The sequence below is a fragment of the Mesorhizobium sp. B2-3-4 genome (genome assembly GCF_006442315.1).
GTDB lineage: Bacteria > Pseudomonadota > Alphaproteobacteria > Rhizobiales > Rhizobiaceae > Mesorhizobium.
In genome coordinates this window covers 1-15,818 of the sequence record NZ_VFVY01000001.1, presented here as the reverse complement: position 1 = coordinate 15,818, position 15,818 = coordinate 1, and the positions used below count along the sequence as shown (strand labels likewise).

13 protein-coding genes are annotated in these 15,818 nt (G+C 63.1%); 9 read left to right on the top strand and 4 right to left on the bottom strand.

The genetic code is table 11. From position 1 onward, the window contains the following. Positions 1 to 19: 19 nt before the first annotated feature. Positions 20 to 640 (bottom strand): TetR/AcrR family transcriptional regulator C-terminal domain-containing protein, encoded by a 621-nt coding sequence (locus FJ967_RS00065; RefSeq protein ID WP_140729691.1) that lies wholly within the window; start codon positions 638 to 640, stop codon positions 20 to 22. A gap of 89 nt (positions 641 to 729) precedes the next feature. Between FJ967_RS00065 and tet the strand changes: the two genes are divergently transcribed. From tet to FJ967_RS00040, 5 genes are all read left to right on the top strand, one after another. Next, the gene (gene tet, locus FJ967_RS00060) at positions 730 to 1,920 is read left to right on the top strand and encodes a Tet(A)/Tet(B)/Tet(C) family tetracycline efflux MFS transporter (protein WP_140729690.1); all 1,191 of its coding nucleotides are present in this window, start codon (positions 730 to 732) and stop codon (positions 1,918 to 1,920) included. Positions 1,921 to 2,054: 134 nt separating this feature from the next. After that, positions 2,055 to 3,134, top strand: a complete 1,080-nt coding sequence (locus tag FJ967_RS00055) for a toxic anion resistance protein (protein ID WP_140729689.1) — start codon at positions 2,055 to 2,057, stop codon at positions 3,132 to 3,134. A gap of 10 nt (positions 3,135 to 3,144) precedes the next feature. Beyond that, complete coding sequence (locus FJ967_RS00050; RefSeq protein ID WP_140729688.1) at positions 3,145 to 4,716, top strand: substrate-binding domain-containing protein; 1,572 nt, start codon at positions 3,145 to 3,147, stop codon at positions 4,714 to 4,716. 11 nt (positions 4,717 to 4,727) lie between these two features. Then, complete coding sequence (locus tag FJ967_RS00045; protein WP_140729687.1) at positions 4,728 to 5,345, top strand: 5-bromo-4-chloroindolyl phosphate hydrolysis family protein; 618 nt, start codon at positions 4,728 to 4,730, stop codon at positions 5,343 to 5,345. After that, complete coding sequence (locus FJ967_RS00040) at positions 5,345 to 6,454, top strand: substrate-binding domain-containing protein (RefSeq protein WP_140729686.1); 1,110 nt, start codon at positions 5,345 to 5,347, stop codon at positions 6,452 to 6,454. Before FJ967_RS00045 ends, FJ967_RS00040 begins: the two co-directional genes overlap by 1 nt. A 1-nt stretch (position 6,455) precedes the next feature. Here FJ967_RS00040 and sthA read toward each other — a convergent pair whose 3' ends face one another. Then, the gene (gene sthA, locus FJ967_RS00035; RefSeq protein ID WP_140729685.1) at positions 6,456 to 7,844 is read right to left on the bottom strand and encodes a Si-specific NAD(P)(+) transhydrogenase; all 1,389 of its coding nucleotides are present in this window, start codon (positions 7,842 to 7,844) and stop codon (positions 6,456 to 6,458) included. A gap of 203 nt (positions 7,845 to 8,047) precedes the next feature. Here sthA and FJ967_RS00030 point away from each other — a divergent pair, with 203 nt between their 5' ends. The 3 genes from FJ967_RS00030 to FJ967_RS00020 all read left to right on the top strand — a co-directional run bounded on the left by FJ967_RS00030 (position 8,048) and on the right by FJ967_RS00020 (position 10,447). Continuing rightward, the gene (locus tag FJ967_RS00030; RefSeq protein WP_140729684.1) at positions 8,048 to 8,518 is read left to right on the top strand and encodes an RDD family protein; all 471 of its coding nucleotides are present in this window, start codon (positions 8,048 to 8,050) and stop codon (positions 8,516 to 8,518) included. Between the two features lie 139 nt (positions 8,519 to 8,657). After that, positions 8,658 to 9,416 carry an arginyltransferase gene (locus FJ967_RS00025; protein WP_140729683.1) on the top strand — a complete coding sequence of 253 codons (759 nt, stop codon included), beginning with the start codon at positions 8,658 to 8,660 and terminating at the stop codon, positions 9,414 to 9,416. A 134-nt stretch (positions 9,417 to 9,550) separates the two neighbouring features. After that, positions 9,551 to 10,447 (top strand): DMT family transporter, encoded by an 897-nt coding sequence (locus FJ967_RS00020; protein WP_140729682.1) that lies wholly within the window; start codon positions 9,551 to 9,553, stop codon positions 10,445 to 10,447. A 17-nt stretch (positions 10,448 to 10,464) separates the two neighbouring features. Here FJ967_RS00020 and FJ967_RS00015 read toward each other — a convergent pair whose 3' ends face one another. Then, positions 10,465 to 11,700: an AI-2E family transporter gene (locus tag FJ967_RS00015; protein ID WP_181175620.1), complete on the bottom strand. Its 1,236-nt coding sequence runs from the start codon at positions 11,698 to 11,700 to the stop codon at positions 10,465 to 10,467. Positions 11,701 to 11,922: 222 nt separating this feature from the next. Beyond that, positions 11,923 to 14,178: a DNA topoisomerase IV subunit A gene (parC, locus tag FJ967_RS00010; RefSeq protein WP_140729680.1), complete on the bottom strand. Its 2,256-nt coding sequence runs from the start codon at positions 14,176 to 14,178 to the stop codon at positions 11,923 to 11,925. A 338-nt stretch (positions 14,179 to 14,516) separates the two neighbouring features. On the opposite strand from parC, the gene FJ967_RS00005 reads away from it, so the two are divergent. Further along, positions 14,517 to 15,707, top strand: a complete 1,191-nt coding sequence (locus tag FJ967_RS00005) for a hypothetical protein (RefSeq protein WP_140729679.1) — start codon at positions 14,517 to 14,519, stop codon at positions 15,705 to 15,707. Positions 15,708 to 15,818: the final 111 nt, after the last annotated feature.

Genomic DNA, 15,818 nt, shown 5'->3' with positions numbered 1-15,818 from the left:
GCTTTCCGCCAGTTTCCCATCAGGATTTGCGCACGATTGCGGCCTCAGCCCCGGCGATCAGCAGAGCAAGCCCGCTTTCAAACAATGCCTCGTGTCCGCCGGCACGGTAGTGAAGCAGGGCCTGGCTCAAAAGCGGATGATCGCGCGCCGCCGCATCCAGCGCTTCGCCACGCCCCGGGCCTGATGGATATTCGGCCTGCTCCTCCATGACGCAGCCGACCGTGTAGCGGCCGATCGTTATCAGCAGTTCCATGGCAGGGATCACGGCCATACCCTCGCCGGCCAGAAATTCCAGCAACCGCTCGAAGTGCCCGAGTTCTTGCGGATCCGCTTCCGTGCCGGCGTGGACGCGCGCGCCATCCCGGTACGCAACCAAGGCGCCGCGGAAGCTGCGGGCGTTCTTGCGCACGAAATCCTGCCAGCTCTCACCGGCCCGCGGTGTTCGATGCTTATGACCACGCCGCAGGATTTCCTCGTTCATCGCATCGAGCAAGGCGCGCTTGCTCCTGAAATGCCAGTAGAGCGCCGGCTGCTGCACCTTGAGCCGTTGCGCAAGGAGGCGTGTCGAAAGCGCATCGATGCCGACCTGGTTCAGCAATTGCAGCGCTTCGTCGACGATCAGCATCTTGTCCAGTTTCATGCGTACACTCTTGCGCTTTGCTCCGGCTTGCGTCGTCAATTTATCAGTGATAAACGCCCCTTATCAACGATAAATTTTTGAGTCCTGTGATGAAAAGAACCTATCTCGTCGTCCTGATGGCGATGGCGCTCGATGCCGTGGGCATCGGACTGATCATGCCGGTGCTGCCGGGCCTGCTGCGCACGGTCGGCCATGTCGACGACATCGGCTGGATCTTCGGCGCCTTCCTGTCCGCCTACGCGGCCATGCAGGTGCTGTTCTCGCCGCTGCTCGGCGCCCTGTCGGACCGCTATGGCCGCCGGCCGGTTCTGCTTGTCTCGCTGGCCGGGTCGATGGCGGACTATCTGTTCATGGCCTTCGCGCCCTCGCTGCCGCTGCTGTTCGTCGGCCGGTTGATCTCCGGCATTACCGGCGCGAGCATGGCGGTGGCATCGGCCTATATGGCCGATATCAGCAGCCAGGACCGCCGCGCCCGAGGCTTCGGCCACCTCAGCGCTTCATTTGGCGTCGGCTTCATAGCCGGTCCAGCGCTCGGCGGTGTGCTCGGCGATATCTGGTTGCGCGCGCCCTTCCTGGCCGCGGCCGTGCTCACCGGAACGAACCTGGCGCTGGCTTTCTTCCTGCTGCCGGAACCCAAACGCGCCCATGAAGGCCGCGAGAAGCCGTCCCTCAACCCATTGGCGCCGCTGCGCTGGGCGCTGACCTTTCCAGCTCTTTTGTCATTGCTGGGCGCTTTTGCCGTTCTGGCCCTGGTCGGTGAGGTCGGCGGCACCATCTGGGTGCTTTATGTGCAGGACAAGTTCGGTTGGGACTTGTTCACCGTCGGCATTTCGCTGGCGCTGTTCGGTGTGTTCCACGCCGGGGCGCAAGGGTTCGTTGCCGGTCCGATTGCCGAACGCTGGGGCGAAAAACGAGCGCTGATCATCGCCATTCTGGCCGATGGTGCCGCCTATGTCTCGATCGCGTTGGCCTGGCAGGGATGGATGGTTTTCCCGCTGCTGCCGCTGTTCTGCCTCGGCGGCATCGGCGCGCCGGCATTGCAGTCGCTGTTGACGTCACGCGTCGGCGCCGATCACCAGGGACGACTGCAAGGCGTGCTCACCAGCATGACCAGCCTGGTCTCTGTGTTCGGCCCGTTCGTCATCGCGACGCTCTATTTCCGCACACGGGCGGTCTTTCCGGGAACGGTGTGGATCGCGGGCGCGGCGCTCTATGTCGTGTGCCTGCCGCTGCTCCTGCGAGCCGGGCCATCTCCAGCCTTGCGGGAGGCCGCCGAGTAGATATCTTCTGGCGTCAGGCCGGAAAGCGGCACTGTTTGCCACCAAAAACGGCCTCGAACTCCCGTTTTCCACAGCGGCGACATATCTCTGTTACAGACTATCTATCGAGATACTGTTCACTGAGGGAGGTCTGCATGGCCGATAAGAACAGCGTCACTCTGCTCGACGATACGTCGCGACTGCCTGTCATTGCGGCAAATCCGGGTGAAGTCGCCAGGATAGAGGGCGGCATCGACATTGGCGACCGTGCTGCGATCTCGGTCTTCGGCGACCGCGCGCAGCAGGCGGTCAGCGACTATGCCGACAAGATCCTCTCCCAGATCCGCAACCGCGACCTCGGCGATACCGGCACGCTGCTGACCGACATCATCATGAAGGCCAAGAACCTCGATCCGGCCTCACTCAAGGACGAAGGGTTCCTCAGCAACCTGTTCTCCTCGTTCAAGGCGAGGCTCGAACGCTTCAAGGAGAAATACGAGGATGTGGCCGGCCAGATCGACCGCATCGGCCTGGAACTCGACCGCCACAAGGACACGCTGCGGCGCGACATCGCCGTGCTCGACGATCTCCATGAGCAGACGAAAGAGTCCATCCTCAAGCTCGATGCCTATGTCCAGGCCGGCAAGAAGTTCGTCGACGACTACCGCGTCAACGAACTGCCCAAGCTGAAGGCCGCGGCCGATGCCAAGAGCGGCGACGCGGCCGGCACGCTGGAGGCGCAAGGCTATCAGGATGCCGTGCAGGCGCTGGACCGCCTGGAAAAGCGCGTTTTCTACCTGGTGCAGGCGCGCCAGCTCGGCATCCAGCAATTGCCGCAGATCCGTATCGTGCAGTCGGGCGACGAGACGCTGATCGAGAATCTGCAGGCGACATCGGCGCTGACCGTGCCTGCTTGGAAGCAGAAAATGGTCATCCTGCTCGGGCTGACCAACCAGAAATCGGCACTCGAACTGCAAAAAACGGTGACCGACGCCACCAACGAGATGATCCGCCAGACATCGAAAATGATGAAGGATCAGGCGATCTCGATCGAGGAGCAGGCGCAGCGCGGTATCGTCGACGTCGAGACTCTGGCGCAGGCCAATCGCGACCTCATCGACACGGTACAGGGCGTGCTCAAGGTCCAGCAGGACGGCCGTCAGAAGCGGGCCGAGGCCGAAAAGCAGATGGACCAGATGACCGCCGACCTCAAGAAAGCGCTCACCCAGGGCTGACGGGGCCTCGATGCGAATGAAGCTTTCGTCCGTCCTCGTTCTGGCCGCCACATTGCTGCTGGCGGCATGCAATGCGAGCAATGTCAAATTCTCGATCGTCTCCGGTTCCGAAAACACGGTGCTGGAGCCGATCGTGCAGGAATTCTGCGCCAAGCAGGGCGAGACCTGCACCATCTCCTATCAAGGGTCGCTCGACATCGGGCTCGGTCTTCAGAAGCCTGGCGGCCTCGACCAGGACGCGGTTTGGCCGGCCTCGAGCGTGTGGGTCGACCTGTTCGATAGCGGCCGCAAGGTGCGCAACCTGACCTCGATCGCGCAGATGCCGGTCATCCTGGGCGTGCGCAAATCCAAGGCCGCCGAACTTGGCTGGGTCGGCAGACAAGTCTTCATGAAGGACATCCTGGCCGCGGTGAAGGACGGCAAGCTGAAATTCCTGATGACGTCGGCGACGCAGTCCAATTCGGGGGCCAGCGCCTATCTCGCCATGCTGTCCAGCGCGCTTGGCGGCAACGAGGTGATCGAGCCGGGCGACCTCGACAATCCGGCCGTGCACGATACCGTGAGCGCCCTGCTGCAGGGCGTCGAACGCTCGTCCGGGTCGTCGGGCTGGCTCGCCGACCTCTATGTCGACAGCGCCGGCAAGGGCACCGTCTATGACGCCATGTGGAACTACGAGGCGACCCTGAAGGAGACCAACGACAAACTGAAGCAGATGGGCAAGGAGCCGCTCTATGCCATCTATCCGGCCGACGGCGTCGCTGTCGGTGACTCGCCGCTCGGCTTCATCGACCACGGGCGCGGAGCCGATGTCGAAAAATTCTTCACCGACCTGCTCGCCTACCTGCAGTCGGACGCGGTGCGCAAGCGCATCGCCGATACCGGCAGGCGGCTGCCGCTCGGCGGCGCGGCGATCCAGGCAACCGCCGAGCCGGATTGGAACTTCGATCCGGGTAAACTGGTGACGTCGATCCGCATGCCGGAGCCGGCCGTGATCCGCAAGGCGCTCGATCTTTATCAGGAAGCCTTGCGCAAGCCTTCGCTGACAGCGCTTTGCTTCGACTTCTCGGGCTCGATGGAAGACCAGGGCGAGAAACAGCTGCAGGCGGCGGCGCAATTCCTGTTCACCCCGGAAAAGGCGAGCGAGGTGCTGGTGCAATGGACGCCGTCCGACCGCATCTTCGTGCTGCCTTTCGACGCCGTCGTGCGCGACACGTTCGAGGCCAACGGCGACGCCGCCGGCCAGAGCGAGCTGCTGGCTGATGTCGCCCAGCAACGCGCCGGCGGCGGCACCGACATGTATGCCTGCGCCGACCAGGCCCTGCAGAAGATCGTCGCCACGGTCGACCTGTCGAGGTACCTGCCGGCCATCGTCATCATGACCGACGGCCGCACCGATGGCGGTGCGGACCTGTTTCTTGCCCATTGGCGCAACGCGCCCGTGCGCGTGCCGGTGTTCGGCGTGACCTTCGGCGACGCCGACAAGAGCCAGCTCGACAGCCTCGCCAAGGCGACATCGGCACGGGTCTTCGACGGCAGCGGCGATCTGGCCGGCGCCTTCCGCGCCGCGCGCGGCTACAATTAGAGCCTGCCGGGATGCGTGGCTTGTTCGGCAATGACGGGAACTGGATCGCGGCGGGCGTCGTCTCGGCGGCGTTGCTGGTCGGCCTGGCGTTTCTAACCCATTTCCCGTTTCTGGTTTCGGCGATCATCGCCGCGCTCGTCTTTGCGGGGCTGGTGTTCGTGCTCGCGCCGCGCCAGTTGTTCGAGGGCCTCGACCTGACCACGCTCAGCGGCAGCAAGGTGGCCTTCGCCCGCGAACTGCTGGCACAGGCGCAACCGGCGGCGGATCGGCTGTCGGCGGCGGCAGGATCGATCGCCGACAAGGACATGAAGGCCAAGGTCAAGAACCTGTCCGACATCGCCGCCGACGTGATTTCAAAGGTCGAGACGAAGCCGGAAACCGCGCCCTCGGTGCGGCGTTTCCTCACCTACTACGTGCCGCAGGCGGCGGAAGTGGCGGAAGGCTACGCGACACTGGCCAACCGGCGGGCGCCGAGCCAGGCAAGGCTTGCCAATGTCGGCGCGGTGATCACCAAACTGCAGGATGCTTTCGTGCATTATGCCGACAGCCTGGCCGACAGCGAACTCGGCACGCTCGACGTCGACCTGCGACTCATTCAGGAATCGCTGAAAGAGGATATCGGACGCTGATGGCCATTTCGCGCCGCGCTTTCGGACTGGGATTGCTGGGGGCCGCCGCCGCCGGCACCGGCGGCTATCTGACGTTGAAGGATCGCCCCGAATTCCGTGGCTATCTCGGCAACAAGGCGCATCTGTTCGGCTTCATCGGCGGCGAGAAGCAGGCGTTCCTGGCCGATCCCGATGTCGGCCATGCGCTTGGAGGCTACGGGCTTGAGCTCGACGCACGTGTCGCCGGGTCGGTGGAGATGGTGCGCGAGCCGGCACTGCTTGGCCAGAAACCGCAATTCCTGTGGCCCTCCTCCTCGATCATGGTCGACCTCGCGCGCAAGAGCGGTGTCTCGATCCGCAACGATCAGGTGGTGCTGAACTCGGCGATCGTCGTCTACACCTGGGGGCCGGTGGTCGAAGGGCTGAAAAAGAGCGGCCTCGTCACGGTCGCCGCCAAGGGCGGCTACAACCAGTTCGATCTCAAGGCCTTGCTCGACGCCATTCTTGCCGGCAAGAACTGGTCCGATCTCGGCATCGAGGAACTTTACGGTCGCGCCCGCATCGTTTCGACCGACCCCAACCGCTCCAACTCCGGCTTCATGTTCGCGGGCCTGGTGCTCAGCCTGATGAGCGGCGACGTGGCGACGCAGGAACTGCTTGCCCAGCACGGCGACCAGGCCAAGGCCATCTTCCGCAGCATGGGACTGAAGTCGTCCTCCTCGGGAAAGCTGTTCGACCAGTACATAGCCGGCGGCCTCGGCGCCGAGCCGATGGTGGTGGGTTATGAGAACCAACTGGTGGAATGGGCGCTTGCCGATCCGGCACGCTGGCAAAGGGTGCAGGCCGGCATGGGCGCCAAGCCCGAAATCCTCTACCCCCGGCCGACCGTCTATTCCGCGCATCCGTTGATCGTCATCGATCCGGCGGTCGACCGGCTGCTGGAGGCGCTGACCAGCCCCAAGCTGCAGGAGCTGGCCTGGTCGAAACACGGGTTTCGTGGACCGCTCGGCACCGTCACAGGCGGCGCCGATGCAGCGATCGCCGGTGTGCGGCCGGCGGAGATCGAAGCGGTGCTGCCGATGCCCTCGGCCGACGTGATGCTGGCGCTGCTGGCTCAGATGGACGGGTAACCTACCCCCGCCCCATCCGGTTCCAGGCGTCCAGCCCGGCGATCTTGTAGGCCTCGGCCAGGGTCGGATAGTTGAAGGTGTTGTTGACGAAGAAGTCGACCGTACCGCCGAGATTGATCACCGCCTGGCCGATATGAATGAGCTCGGTAGCGCCCTCGCCGACTATGTGGGCGCCAAGCAGCCGCCGCGTCTCGATCGAAAACAGCAGCTTCAGGAAGCCAGTGTCGACGCCCATGATGTGGCCGCGCGAGGTCTCGCGGAAGCGCGCGACGCCGACCTCGTAGGCGCCGCCGCCCTGGCGCACCTGTTCCTCGGACTGGCCTACCGTCGAAATCTCAGGCACCGCATAGATGCCATAGGGGAATGTCTCGGGCGGTGGCGGCAAGGCCACGCCGAAGGCATGGCAGGCGGCCACCCTGCCCTGCTCCATCGAGGTCGAGGCGAGGCTCGGAAAGCCGATGACGTCGCCGGCGGCGTAGATGTTGGGCACGGTGGTCTGGAAGGTCTGCGGATCGACCTTGATGCGGCCCCTGGAATCGGCCTCGATGCCGACCACGTCGAGCCCCAGGCTGCCGACATTGCCGGTGCGGCCGGCGGCATAGAGCACGACCTCGGAGCGGATGGTGCGGCCGTCGGCCAGTTCCACCTCGGCGGCTTCGGGCTTCGAGCGGATTTCCTTGACCGCGCTGCCGAGCCTGATCGTCATGCCGCGGTCGCGCATCTGGTGGATGAAATCATCGACGATCTCGCGGTCGACGAAATCGAGGATGGAGTTGCGCGGCTCGACCAGCGTCACCGGCACGTCGAGCGCGGAAAAGATCGTGGCGTATTCGACGCCGATGACGCCGGCGCCGATCACCGTCAGCGTGCGCGGCAGGCGGTCGAGCTCGAGCATCTCGTCGCTGTCGAAGACACGGGTCTTGTCGAAGGGCACGTCGCGCGGCCGATGCGGCCTGGTGCCGACGGCGATCAGCGCATTGGCGAAGCCGACCTCGCTGTAATCGCCATTGTCCGCTGTCAGGCTGACCTTGTTGGGACCAAGAAACTTCACCGCCGCGCGCGCGCTTTTGACCGTGTTACGCATGAACTGGTGCTGCAGCACCTCCACCTCGTGATCGAGCGTCTTGTGCAGGCGCTCGATCAGGTCGCCGACCGAAATATCCTGCTTGACCCGGTAACCGCGTCCATAAAAGCCGCGCTCGCGCCAGCCCGAGAGGTTGAGCACCGTTTCGCGCAGCGTTTTGGAAGGGATGGTGCCGGTATGCACCGAGACGCCGCCAAGACGCCGGCCCCGGTCGACCACCAGCACCGATTTGCCGAGCTTGGCCGATTGCACCGCGGCGCGGCGGCCCGATGGGCCGCTGCCGATGACCAGCATATCGTAATCCATATTGCCCCGTCCCCTCGGCGTCTTGTTGCGCCGCAGCAAGCTAACGCCATCCGCACTGCAAATTCAACCGGTTCGCACCGCCGGCCGCTTCTCGCCCGCCCGGCGCTGCCGCGAAACGGCCCGATCTTGATTCCACCATGAGCCCTCACCATTTCTGGTGCGGTGGGCGCAGGCTAAGCAGGCCCCTGTTACGAGGAAATGACATGAACGCTCGCGTTCTCGACGGCGAAATCATCAACACAAGGCTCGACGATGTCAGGGCTTACGAAGGCGTGCGCACGCGGCGCATCCTGGCCTGCGTGCTCGACTATATCATCGTCGCGCTGCTGACCATTCCGTTCGCCATCCTGGTGTTCTTCCTCGGGATATTGACCCTTGGCCTCGGCTGGATGCTGTTTGGCGTCCTGGTGCCGGCAGTCGCCATCCTCTACATCTGGAACACGCTGGGCAGTTCCGACCAGGCCACCATGGGCATGAAGATGATGGGCATCCGCCTCGACCGTCTCGACGGCAGGCCGATCGACGGCCTCACCGCCGTTGTCCATTCCGTGCTGTTCTGGGCTGGCAATGTCATCCTGTCGCCGCTGGTCCTGCTGGTGACCTTGTTTTCCGACCGCAAGCGCACGCTGCACGATCTTCTGCTCGGCACGGTGGTCAGCCGCACAGGCCGCTGAAACCGGCCCTCGAGACAAGCCGCAGCCCCTTGAGCGCAAAAGTGAAGGTGTTGAGTGAACCACACCTTCACAATCCTGTTGAATTTTTCGCCGCCCGAGCCAAAGGTAGAGCGATTCGAAGGAGTGTTTCCAAGGCTCGATGACGCAGCATCCGACCCAGTCGCCGCAGTTTTTCCTGACCGCGCCGTCGCCGTGCCCCTATCTCGACGGCCAATTCGAGCGCAAGGTGTTCACGCATCTGGTCGGCGACAAGGCCTCGGAGATGAACGACCTGCTGACGCAAGGCGGCTTCCGGCGCTCGCAAAACATTGCCTACCGTCCAGCCTGTGAGACCTGCCGCGCCTGTGTATCGGTGCGGATCCTGGCCCAGGAATTCGCCGCCAGCCGCAATATGAAGCGCGTGCTGCAGCACAATTCCGACCTTGTCGGCGCCATGCACAATGCAGAGCCCTCGACCGAACAATATTCGCTGTTCCGCAGCTATCTCGATGCCCGCCACCGCCGCGGCGGCATGTCCGACATGACGGTGCTCGACTACGCCATGATGGTCGAGGATACCCATGTCGACACCAAGGTGATCGAATACCGGCGGCGCGGGCCCGATACCTTCATCACCGGCAAAGGCCAGGGCGAACTCATCGCTGTCGCGCTCACCGACAAGATGGCCGATGGCCTGTCGATGGTCTATTCCTATTTCAATCCCGATTTCGAAAGCCGCTCGCTCGGCACGTTCATGATCCTCGACCATATCGCCCGCGCCAGGGCGATGGGGCTGCCCCATGTCTACCTCGGCTACTGGGTCAATGGTTCGCGCAAGATGAATTATAAGATGCGCTTCATGCCGCAGGAGCATCTCGGCCCGAAAGGCTGGGAGCGCTATACCAACGAAGCGGTCTGACGCTTAGTTTTCCCTCGATCCACGCTTAAACTGTTTCAAGGCAGGGGGTGCTGGTCTTTCAGCCGCTCGGCTGGAGAGAGTGCGCGCATGCGCCGATCGGCCGCCGCCTGCAATTCAATTGCGAAAGTTGCTGCATGTCCTCTCACTACGATCACCAGAAAGGCCTTTTGATAACCGCAATCGGCGGATTGACGCTGACAGTCGACATACCCTTGATCCGGCTCGCCGATGGCGGAGCATGGACGATCATGCTTTTGCGAACCGGCACGACATTCGTCGCCGCAATGGTCATCTGGTCGGTATGGCGGGCGCTCAGCCGCAACGCGCCACCGCTCATCCCCGGCTGGTCCGGCCTGATCGTGGCGCTCTGCTATGGACTAACGGGGATCACTTTCGTCACCGCCGTCTTTCACACCTCGACCGCCGACCTGGTGTTCATCCTGGCTTTCAACACCGTCTTCTCGGGGCTGCTGTCCTGGATATTCCTCAGGGAAAGGCCGCAGCTGGTGACGATCGCGGCAATGGTGATCATGATCCTCGGCGTGCTGGTCATCGTCGGCGGGTCGGTCGGAACCGGCAAGCTGTTCGGCGATTTCATGGCGCTTTGCTCGGCTTTCTTCATCGCGGTCGCCATCACCATCTCGCGCGCCAGCGGCAAGGATATGGGGTTCACGTCACTCGTCGGCGTGCTTCTGCCGCTCGCCCTCGCCGCCTTCATGGTCTCGGGCGAAGGCTTTCACGTGAATGCGCCGTGGTGGATCATCTTCAACGGCGCGGTCATAATGCCGATCTCGTTCTTCTGCCTCGCGGCCGGCCCCAAATATATCTCAGGGCCTGAAGTGGCGATGTTCTACCTGCTCGAAACCGTTCTGGCGCCCGTCTGGGTGTGGATGATTTTCGCCGAAACGCCAACCCGCAACAGCCTGATCGGCGGCGGTATCCTGATCGTCACGTTGGTCGCCCATTCGCTCTGGCAGTTGCATGACGGGCGCAAGCGCAGGAGCGACCTCGTGGTGCACCATCCGGTGTAGGAACGCTCGGGCCGCGATCAGGCACTTTCCTTCCTGGCCGCGTCGGGCCCGGGCAGCACCTCGATCCGCGGGCTTGCCTCGATCTCGGCCGCCGCTCCGGCGGCCGTATCGTCCGCAAGTTCCACTTCGCGCAGCCACTCGCGCCAGATCGCGACAAGCAGAGCCATCAGCACCGGGCCTATGAACAGGCCGAGAAAACCCATGGTCTTGACGCCGCCGATCAGTCCGAAAAAGGTCGGCAGGAAAGGCAGTTTTATCGGCCCGCCGACCAGCTTCGGGCGCAGTGTCTTGTCGACGATGAACAGTTCGACCGTGCCCCATATGAACAGCGCCAACCCTGGTATCAGCGATCCGCTGGCGGCGAGATAGATCGAGACCAGCGTGAAGGACAGCGGCGCACCGCCGGGGATGAGCGCCATCACGCCGGTCAACGCGCCCAGCGTCACCGGCGACGGCACTCCGGCGAGCCAATAGGCAATGCCCAGCACCAGCCCCTCGCCGATGGCGATCACGGTCATGCCGGTCACGGTCGAGGAAATGGTCGCCGGTACGACCCGCGAAATGCGCTCCCATCGGGTCGGCAGGATGCGTTCGCCGAGGCGGTCGATCTGGCCGGCGAAATTCTCGCCGTCACGATAAGCAAAAAACAGGGCAATCATCATGAACAGCAGCGTCAGGAACAGGCTGAAGGCGCTGCCGCCGGCGGCGAGCGCACCGCGGTAGATACTGCCGATGTTGGCGCCGCTGACCAGTTGGATCAGCTCGCCGATGCCGCCGGGATGACCGAGATTGGTCGTCCACTGCTCGTTCAGCCACTCGCCGACGACGGGCAGCGTTGCGATCCAATGCGGCGTCACCGCACCGTGCCGGTTGGTCTCGATCGCCCAGCCGACCCATTCGCGCACCTCGTTGATGGCATAGGTGCCGGCGAGCGCGATCGGTATCACCAGGAAGGCGAGGATGAACAGGATGGCCAAGGTAGCGGCGATGGTGCGGTTGCCGCCGACGCCCGCGAGCATCCGCTGGTAAAGCGGCCAACTGGCGAAGGCAATGACGAGGGCGGCCAGCACCGGGAACAGGAAGCCATGGAAGAAATAGACACCGGCGGCGACGATCAGAACCAGCAGCCAGCGTGCCGCCGACAGCGGCGGAATGACGGCTGACCGCAACGGCGTCGACAGGCCGAACAGGCGCTGCTGACGTTCCGGTTTCTGGATTCTGGATTCCTTCAAATGCAGGCCCTTCCCAAACATCCCTCCCCGTTATGCACCGACATAGTGCAGCAATCGTGACGATAGTCCAAATGTTTGGGTTGCATCTTCTCCCTTCTCCCCTTGCGGGAGAAGTTGGATTGGCGCGAAGCGCCGGGACAGATGGGGGTGTTCCAGCGGATCAAGGCGTTGGTGTCAAGCTGGAGCACCTCATCCGACCTCGCTGCGAGGCCACCTTCTCCCACAAGGGGAGAAGGGAAAGCGCTACCCGAACTTGCCCGTCCTCGGGAAACCTTTCGGCACCATGCGCCCGGCCGATGCCCTCGCCCCGATCCACTCGGCCAGTTCCTCGCGTGATCTTGTGAAGGTACGGTCGGCCGAATCCTGCCAGGAAAGGCCGGTCTCCAGCGTGAACGGCTTGAGGTCGAGAAGGCCGCCGTCCTTGTATTTCTGCAGCCGCACGCCCTTGCCGCGACCCATCTCCGGAATTTCCGAGAGCGGGAAGACCAGCATCTTGCGATTCTCGCCGACGATGGCCAGGTGATCGCCGATGACAGGCACGCAGCGCTTGGCTTCGTCGGGGCTCTTGACGTTCATCACCTGCTTGCCCTTGCGGGTGTTGGCGACCACCTCTTCCTCCGGGACGATGAAACCGTTGGCGTCGAAAGAGGCCAGCAGCAGCTTGCGCTTTGGGTCGTGGACGAAGGCGGTGACGATGTCCTGATCGTTTTCCATGTCGACGATGATGCGGATCGGTTCGCCATGACCGCGCCCGCCGGGCAGCCGGTCGGCGCCGATCGTGTAGAACTTGCCGCCGGTGGTGAAGACCAGCACCTTGTCGGTCGTCTGGGCATGGAAGGCGAGTTTGAGGCTGTCGCCTTCCTTGAAGGTCAGCGTCGAAAGATCGGCCAGATGCCCCTTCATTGCCCTGAGCCAACCCTTTTCCGACACCACCACGGTGACCGGCTCACGCTCGATCATGGCGTGGGCGATGTCGGTCAGGTCGTGCTCGGGCGCATCGGCGAACTGGGTGCGGCGCTTGCCGAGTTCGGTTTCAGGGCCAAACTTGTCGCGAACCTGGGTAACTTCCCACTTGATCGTCGCCCATTGCTTGGCATCGGACGCCACCAGCGCCTCGATCTGCTTCTTCTCGGCGGTCAGGCCGTCGAATTCCTTGCGGATCTCGAACTCTTCCAGCTTGCGCAGGGCGCGCAGGCGCATGTTGAGGATGGCCTCAGCCTGGGTGTCGGTGAGCGACCAGCGGGCCATCATGACCTGCTTGGGCTCATCCTCCTCGCGGATGATCTTGATCACCTCGTCGATATTGAGATAGGCGATCAGGTAACCGGCAAGGATTTCCAGCCGCCTCTCGATCTCGCCAAGGCGATGTTTCGAGCGCCGGATCAGAACGTCGCGGCGATGATCCAGCCACTCCTGCAGCACGCCTTTCAGCGACAGCACGTTGGGCACCTTGCCGCGCGAGAGCACGTTCATGTTGAGCGGGAAACGGCTTTCGAGCTCGGTCAGCTTGAACAGCGATTCCATCAGGATGCCGGGATCGACGGAACGGCTCTTGGGCACCAGCACGACGCGGATGTCCTCGGCGCTCTCGTCCCTGATATCCTCCAGCAGCGGCAGCTTGCGGGCCATCAACAGCTCGGCGATCTTCTCGATCAGCCGCGCCTTCTGCACGCCGTAAGGGATTTCGGTGACGACGATGCTCCAGGTACCCCTGCCCTGATCCTCCTGGATCCATTTCGAGCGCACGCGAAAGCCGCCGCGGCCGGTTTCGTAGGCTTCCAGGATGGAGGCGCGACTGTCGACGATGATGCCGCCGGTCGGGAAATCCGGCCCCTGGACGAAATCCATCAGTTTCGCCACCGGCGCATCGCGATGCTCGATCAGATGCAGCGCGGCGTCGCAGAGTTCGGCGGCATTGTGCGGCGGGATCGACGTCGCCATGCCGACCGCGATGCCGGACGAGCCGTTGGCGAGGAGATTCGGGAAGGCGCCGGGAAGCACGACCGGCTCCTCGTCCTCCTCATTGTAGGTCGGCCTGTAGTCGACAGCATCCTCGGTGATGCCGGCAAGCAGTTCGGTCGCCACGTCGGTCATGCGCGCTTCGGTGTAGCGCATGGCGGCCGCGTTATCGCCGTCGATGTTGCCGAAATTGCCCTGGCCGTCGACCAAGGGGTAGCGCATCGAGAAATCCTGCGCCAGGCGCACCAGCGCATCATAGATCGACTGGTCGCCATGCGGATGGAACTTGCCCATCACCTCGCCGACGATGCGGGCGCATTTGGCAAAACCCTGGTCGGGATTGAGGCGCAGCAGGCGCATGGCGTGCATGATGCGGCGATGGACCGGCTTCAGCCCGTCGCGCACATCCGGCAGGGCGCGATGCATGATGGTCGACAGCGCATAGGCGAGATAGCGCTCTTCCAGCGCCTTCTTCAGATCGACCGGTTCAATATGATCGCCGCCGCCATCTTCCGGCGGCGGTAAAAGCCTTTTTCCCATGGGCTGGGACTATCCGAGCGGGTGATTCGCGGCAAGAGGCGCGCGGCGGACGGTCGATTTGCGGGCCTTTCTGCAACAGGAAACAGTAAGATCCAGCTTGCCGGCCAACATCAATCTGTTACATGCCGCTTCTATTGCAAAGCACGATGACGCTTGATGGCCCGGCCTTCATGCCAAATTCACTGCATTATCCAAAGGCGTTCGGATCGGGTTTGCCTTTCATCACGATTTTTGACCATTGTGCCGGGACACGCCTTTTTCCGGTCCAGTTCGTCACGGAATGGTGATGGCGCGAAGAATAGAAAAACAAATTTCAGGACACTCTCAGGGACCTTGCGATGACAATCAAACGCTCAACTCTCCGGAAATTCGCTCTTTCGACCTTCTTGTTCACACTGCCGCTGAACGCGGCCCTTGCTCAGGACGCAGCGGTCGCCGACCGGCTGAAGGCGGCACTCTCCGCACAGGGCGTCGACATCTCCTGGACCGGCGTGACCGGCGACAACACCAGCATGGTGCTGCAGGGCGTGTCGGTGAAACCGGCAGCGGAAAAGGAAGCGCTGGCGATCGGCGACGTCAAGCTCGAGAACATCACCGAGGCTAATGGCGGCTATGATATCGGCACCGTGTCGACCTCGGCCTTCGAGCATAGCAAGGACGGCGTCACGCTCGATCTCAGCCCCTTCGTCATCCACGACATGAGCGTGCCCGCCGACGGCGCCACCAGCCCTCTCGGCTCGCTGATGATGTACAAGTCGGCCGAATTGGCGAACTTGACGGTCAAGGTCGCCGACAAGACCGCCTTCTCGATGGACGGCCTTGCCATCCAGATCACGCCGCCGGCCGACGGCAAGGCGATGGAATTCACCGGGAACACGGAAAAGTTCACTGCCGATCTGTCGCTGGTCGACGATCCCAAGTCCAAGGAAGTCATCGACGCGCTCGGCTACCAGAATATTTCGGGCAATCTCGAAATGGCCGGCACGTGGCAGCCGTCGGACGGCAAGATGGAACTGTCGAAATACGACATCTCCGTCGAGAATGCTGGCACGCTCGGCATGACCTTCGACCTCGGCGGCTACACGGTCGATTTCATCAAGTCGCTGCAAGAGATGCAGAAGAAGATGGCGGCGCAGCCGGAAGGCGCCGACAATTCGGCACAAGGCATGGCCATGCTCGGCCTGCTGCAGCAGTTGTCGTTCAACAGCGCCTCGATCCGTTTCGACGACGATTCGCTGACCGGCAAGGTGCTGGAATATGTCGGCAAGCAGCAGGGCATGTCCGCCAAGGACATCGCCAACCAGGCCAAGGCGATCGTGCCGTTCGGCATGGCGCAGCTCAACAATCCGGAACTGACGGCCCAGGTGACCGCGGCGGTCAGCAATTATCTCGACGATCCGAAGAGCCTGGAAATCTCGGCCGAGCCGCCGGCGTCGGTGCCGTTCGCGCTGATCATGGCGGGCGCCATGTCCAACCCGCTCGACCTGCCGAAGACGCTGGGCGTTTCCGTAAAGGCCAACGAAGACTGACCGAAATACCCCGAGGCGCGAAAAAGCCCGGCATCGTGAACTGACCCCCGAAAGTTGGACGGTTCATTGAGCTGGTAGATTTAAGGGCTGGTTCCTGTATTGCACAGGGGC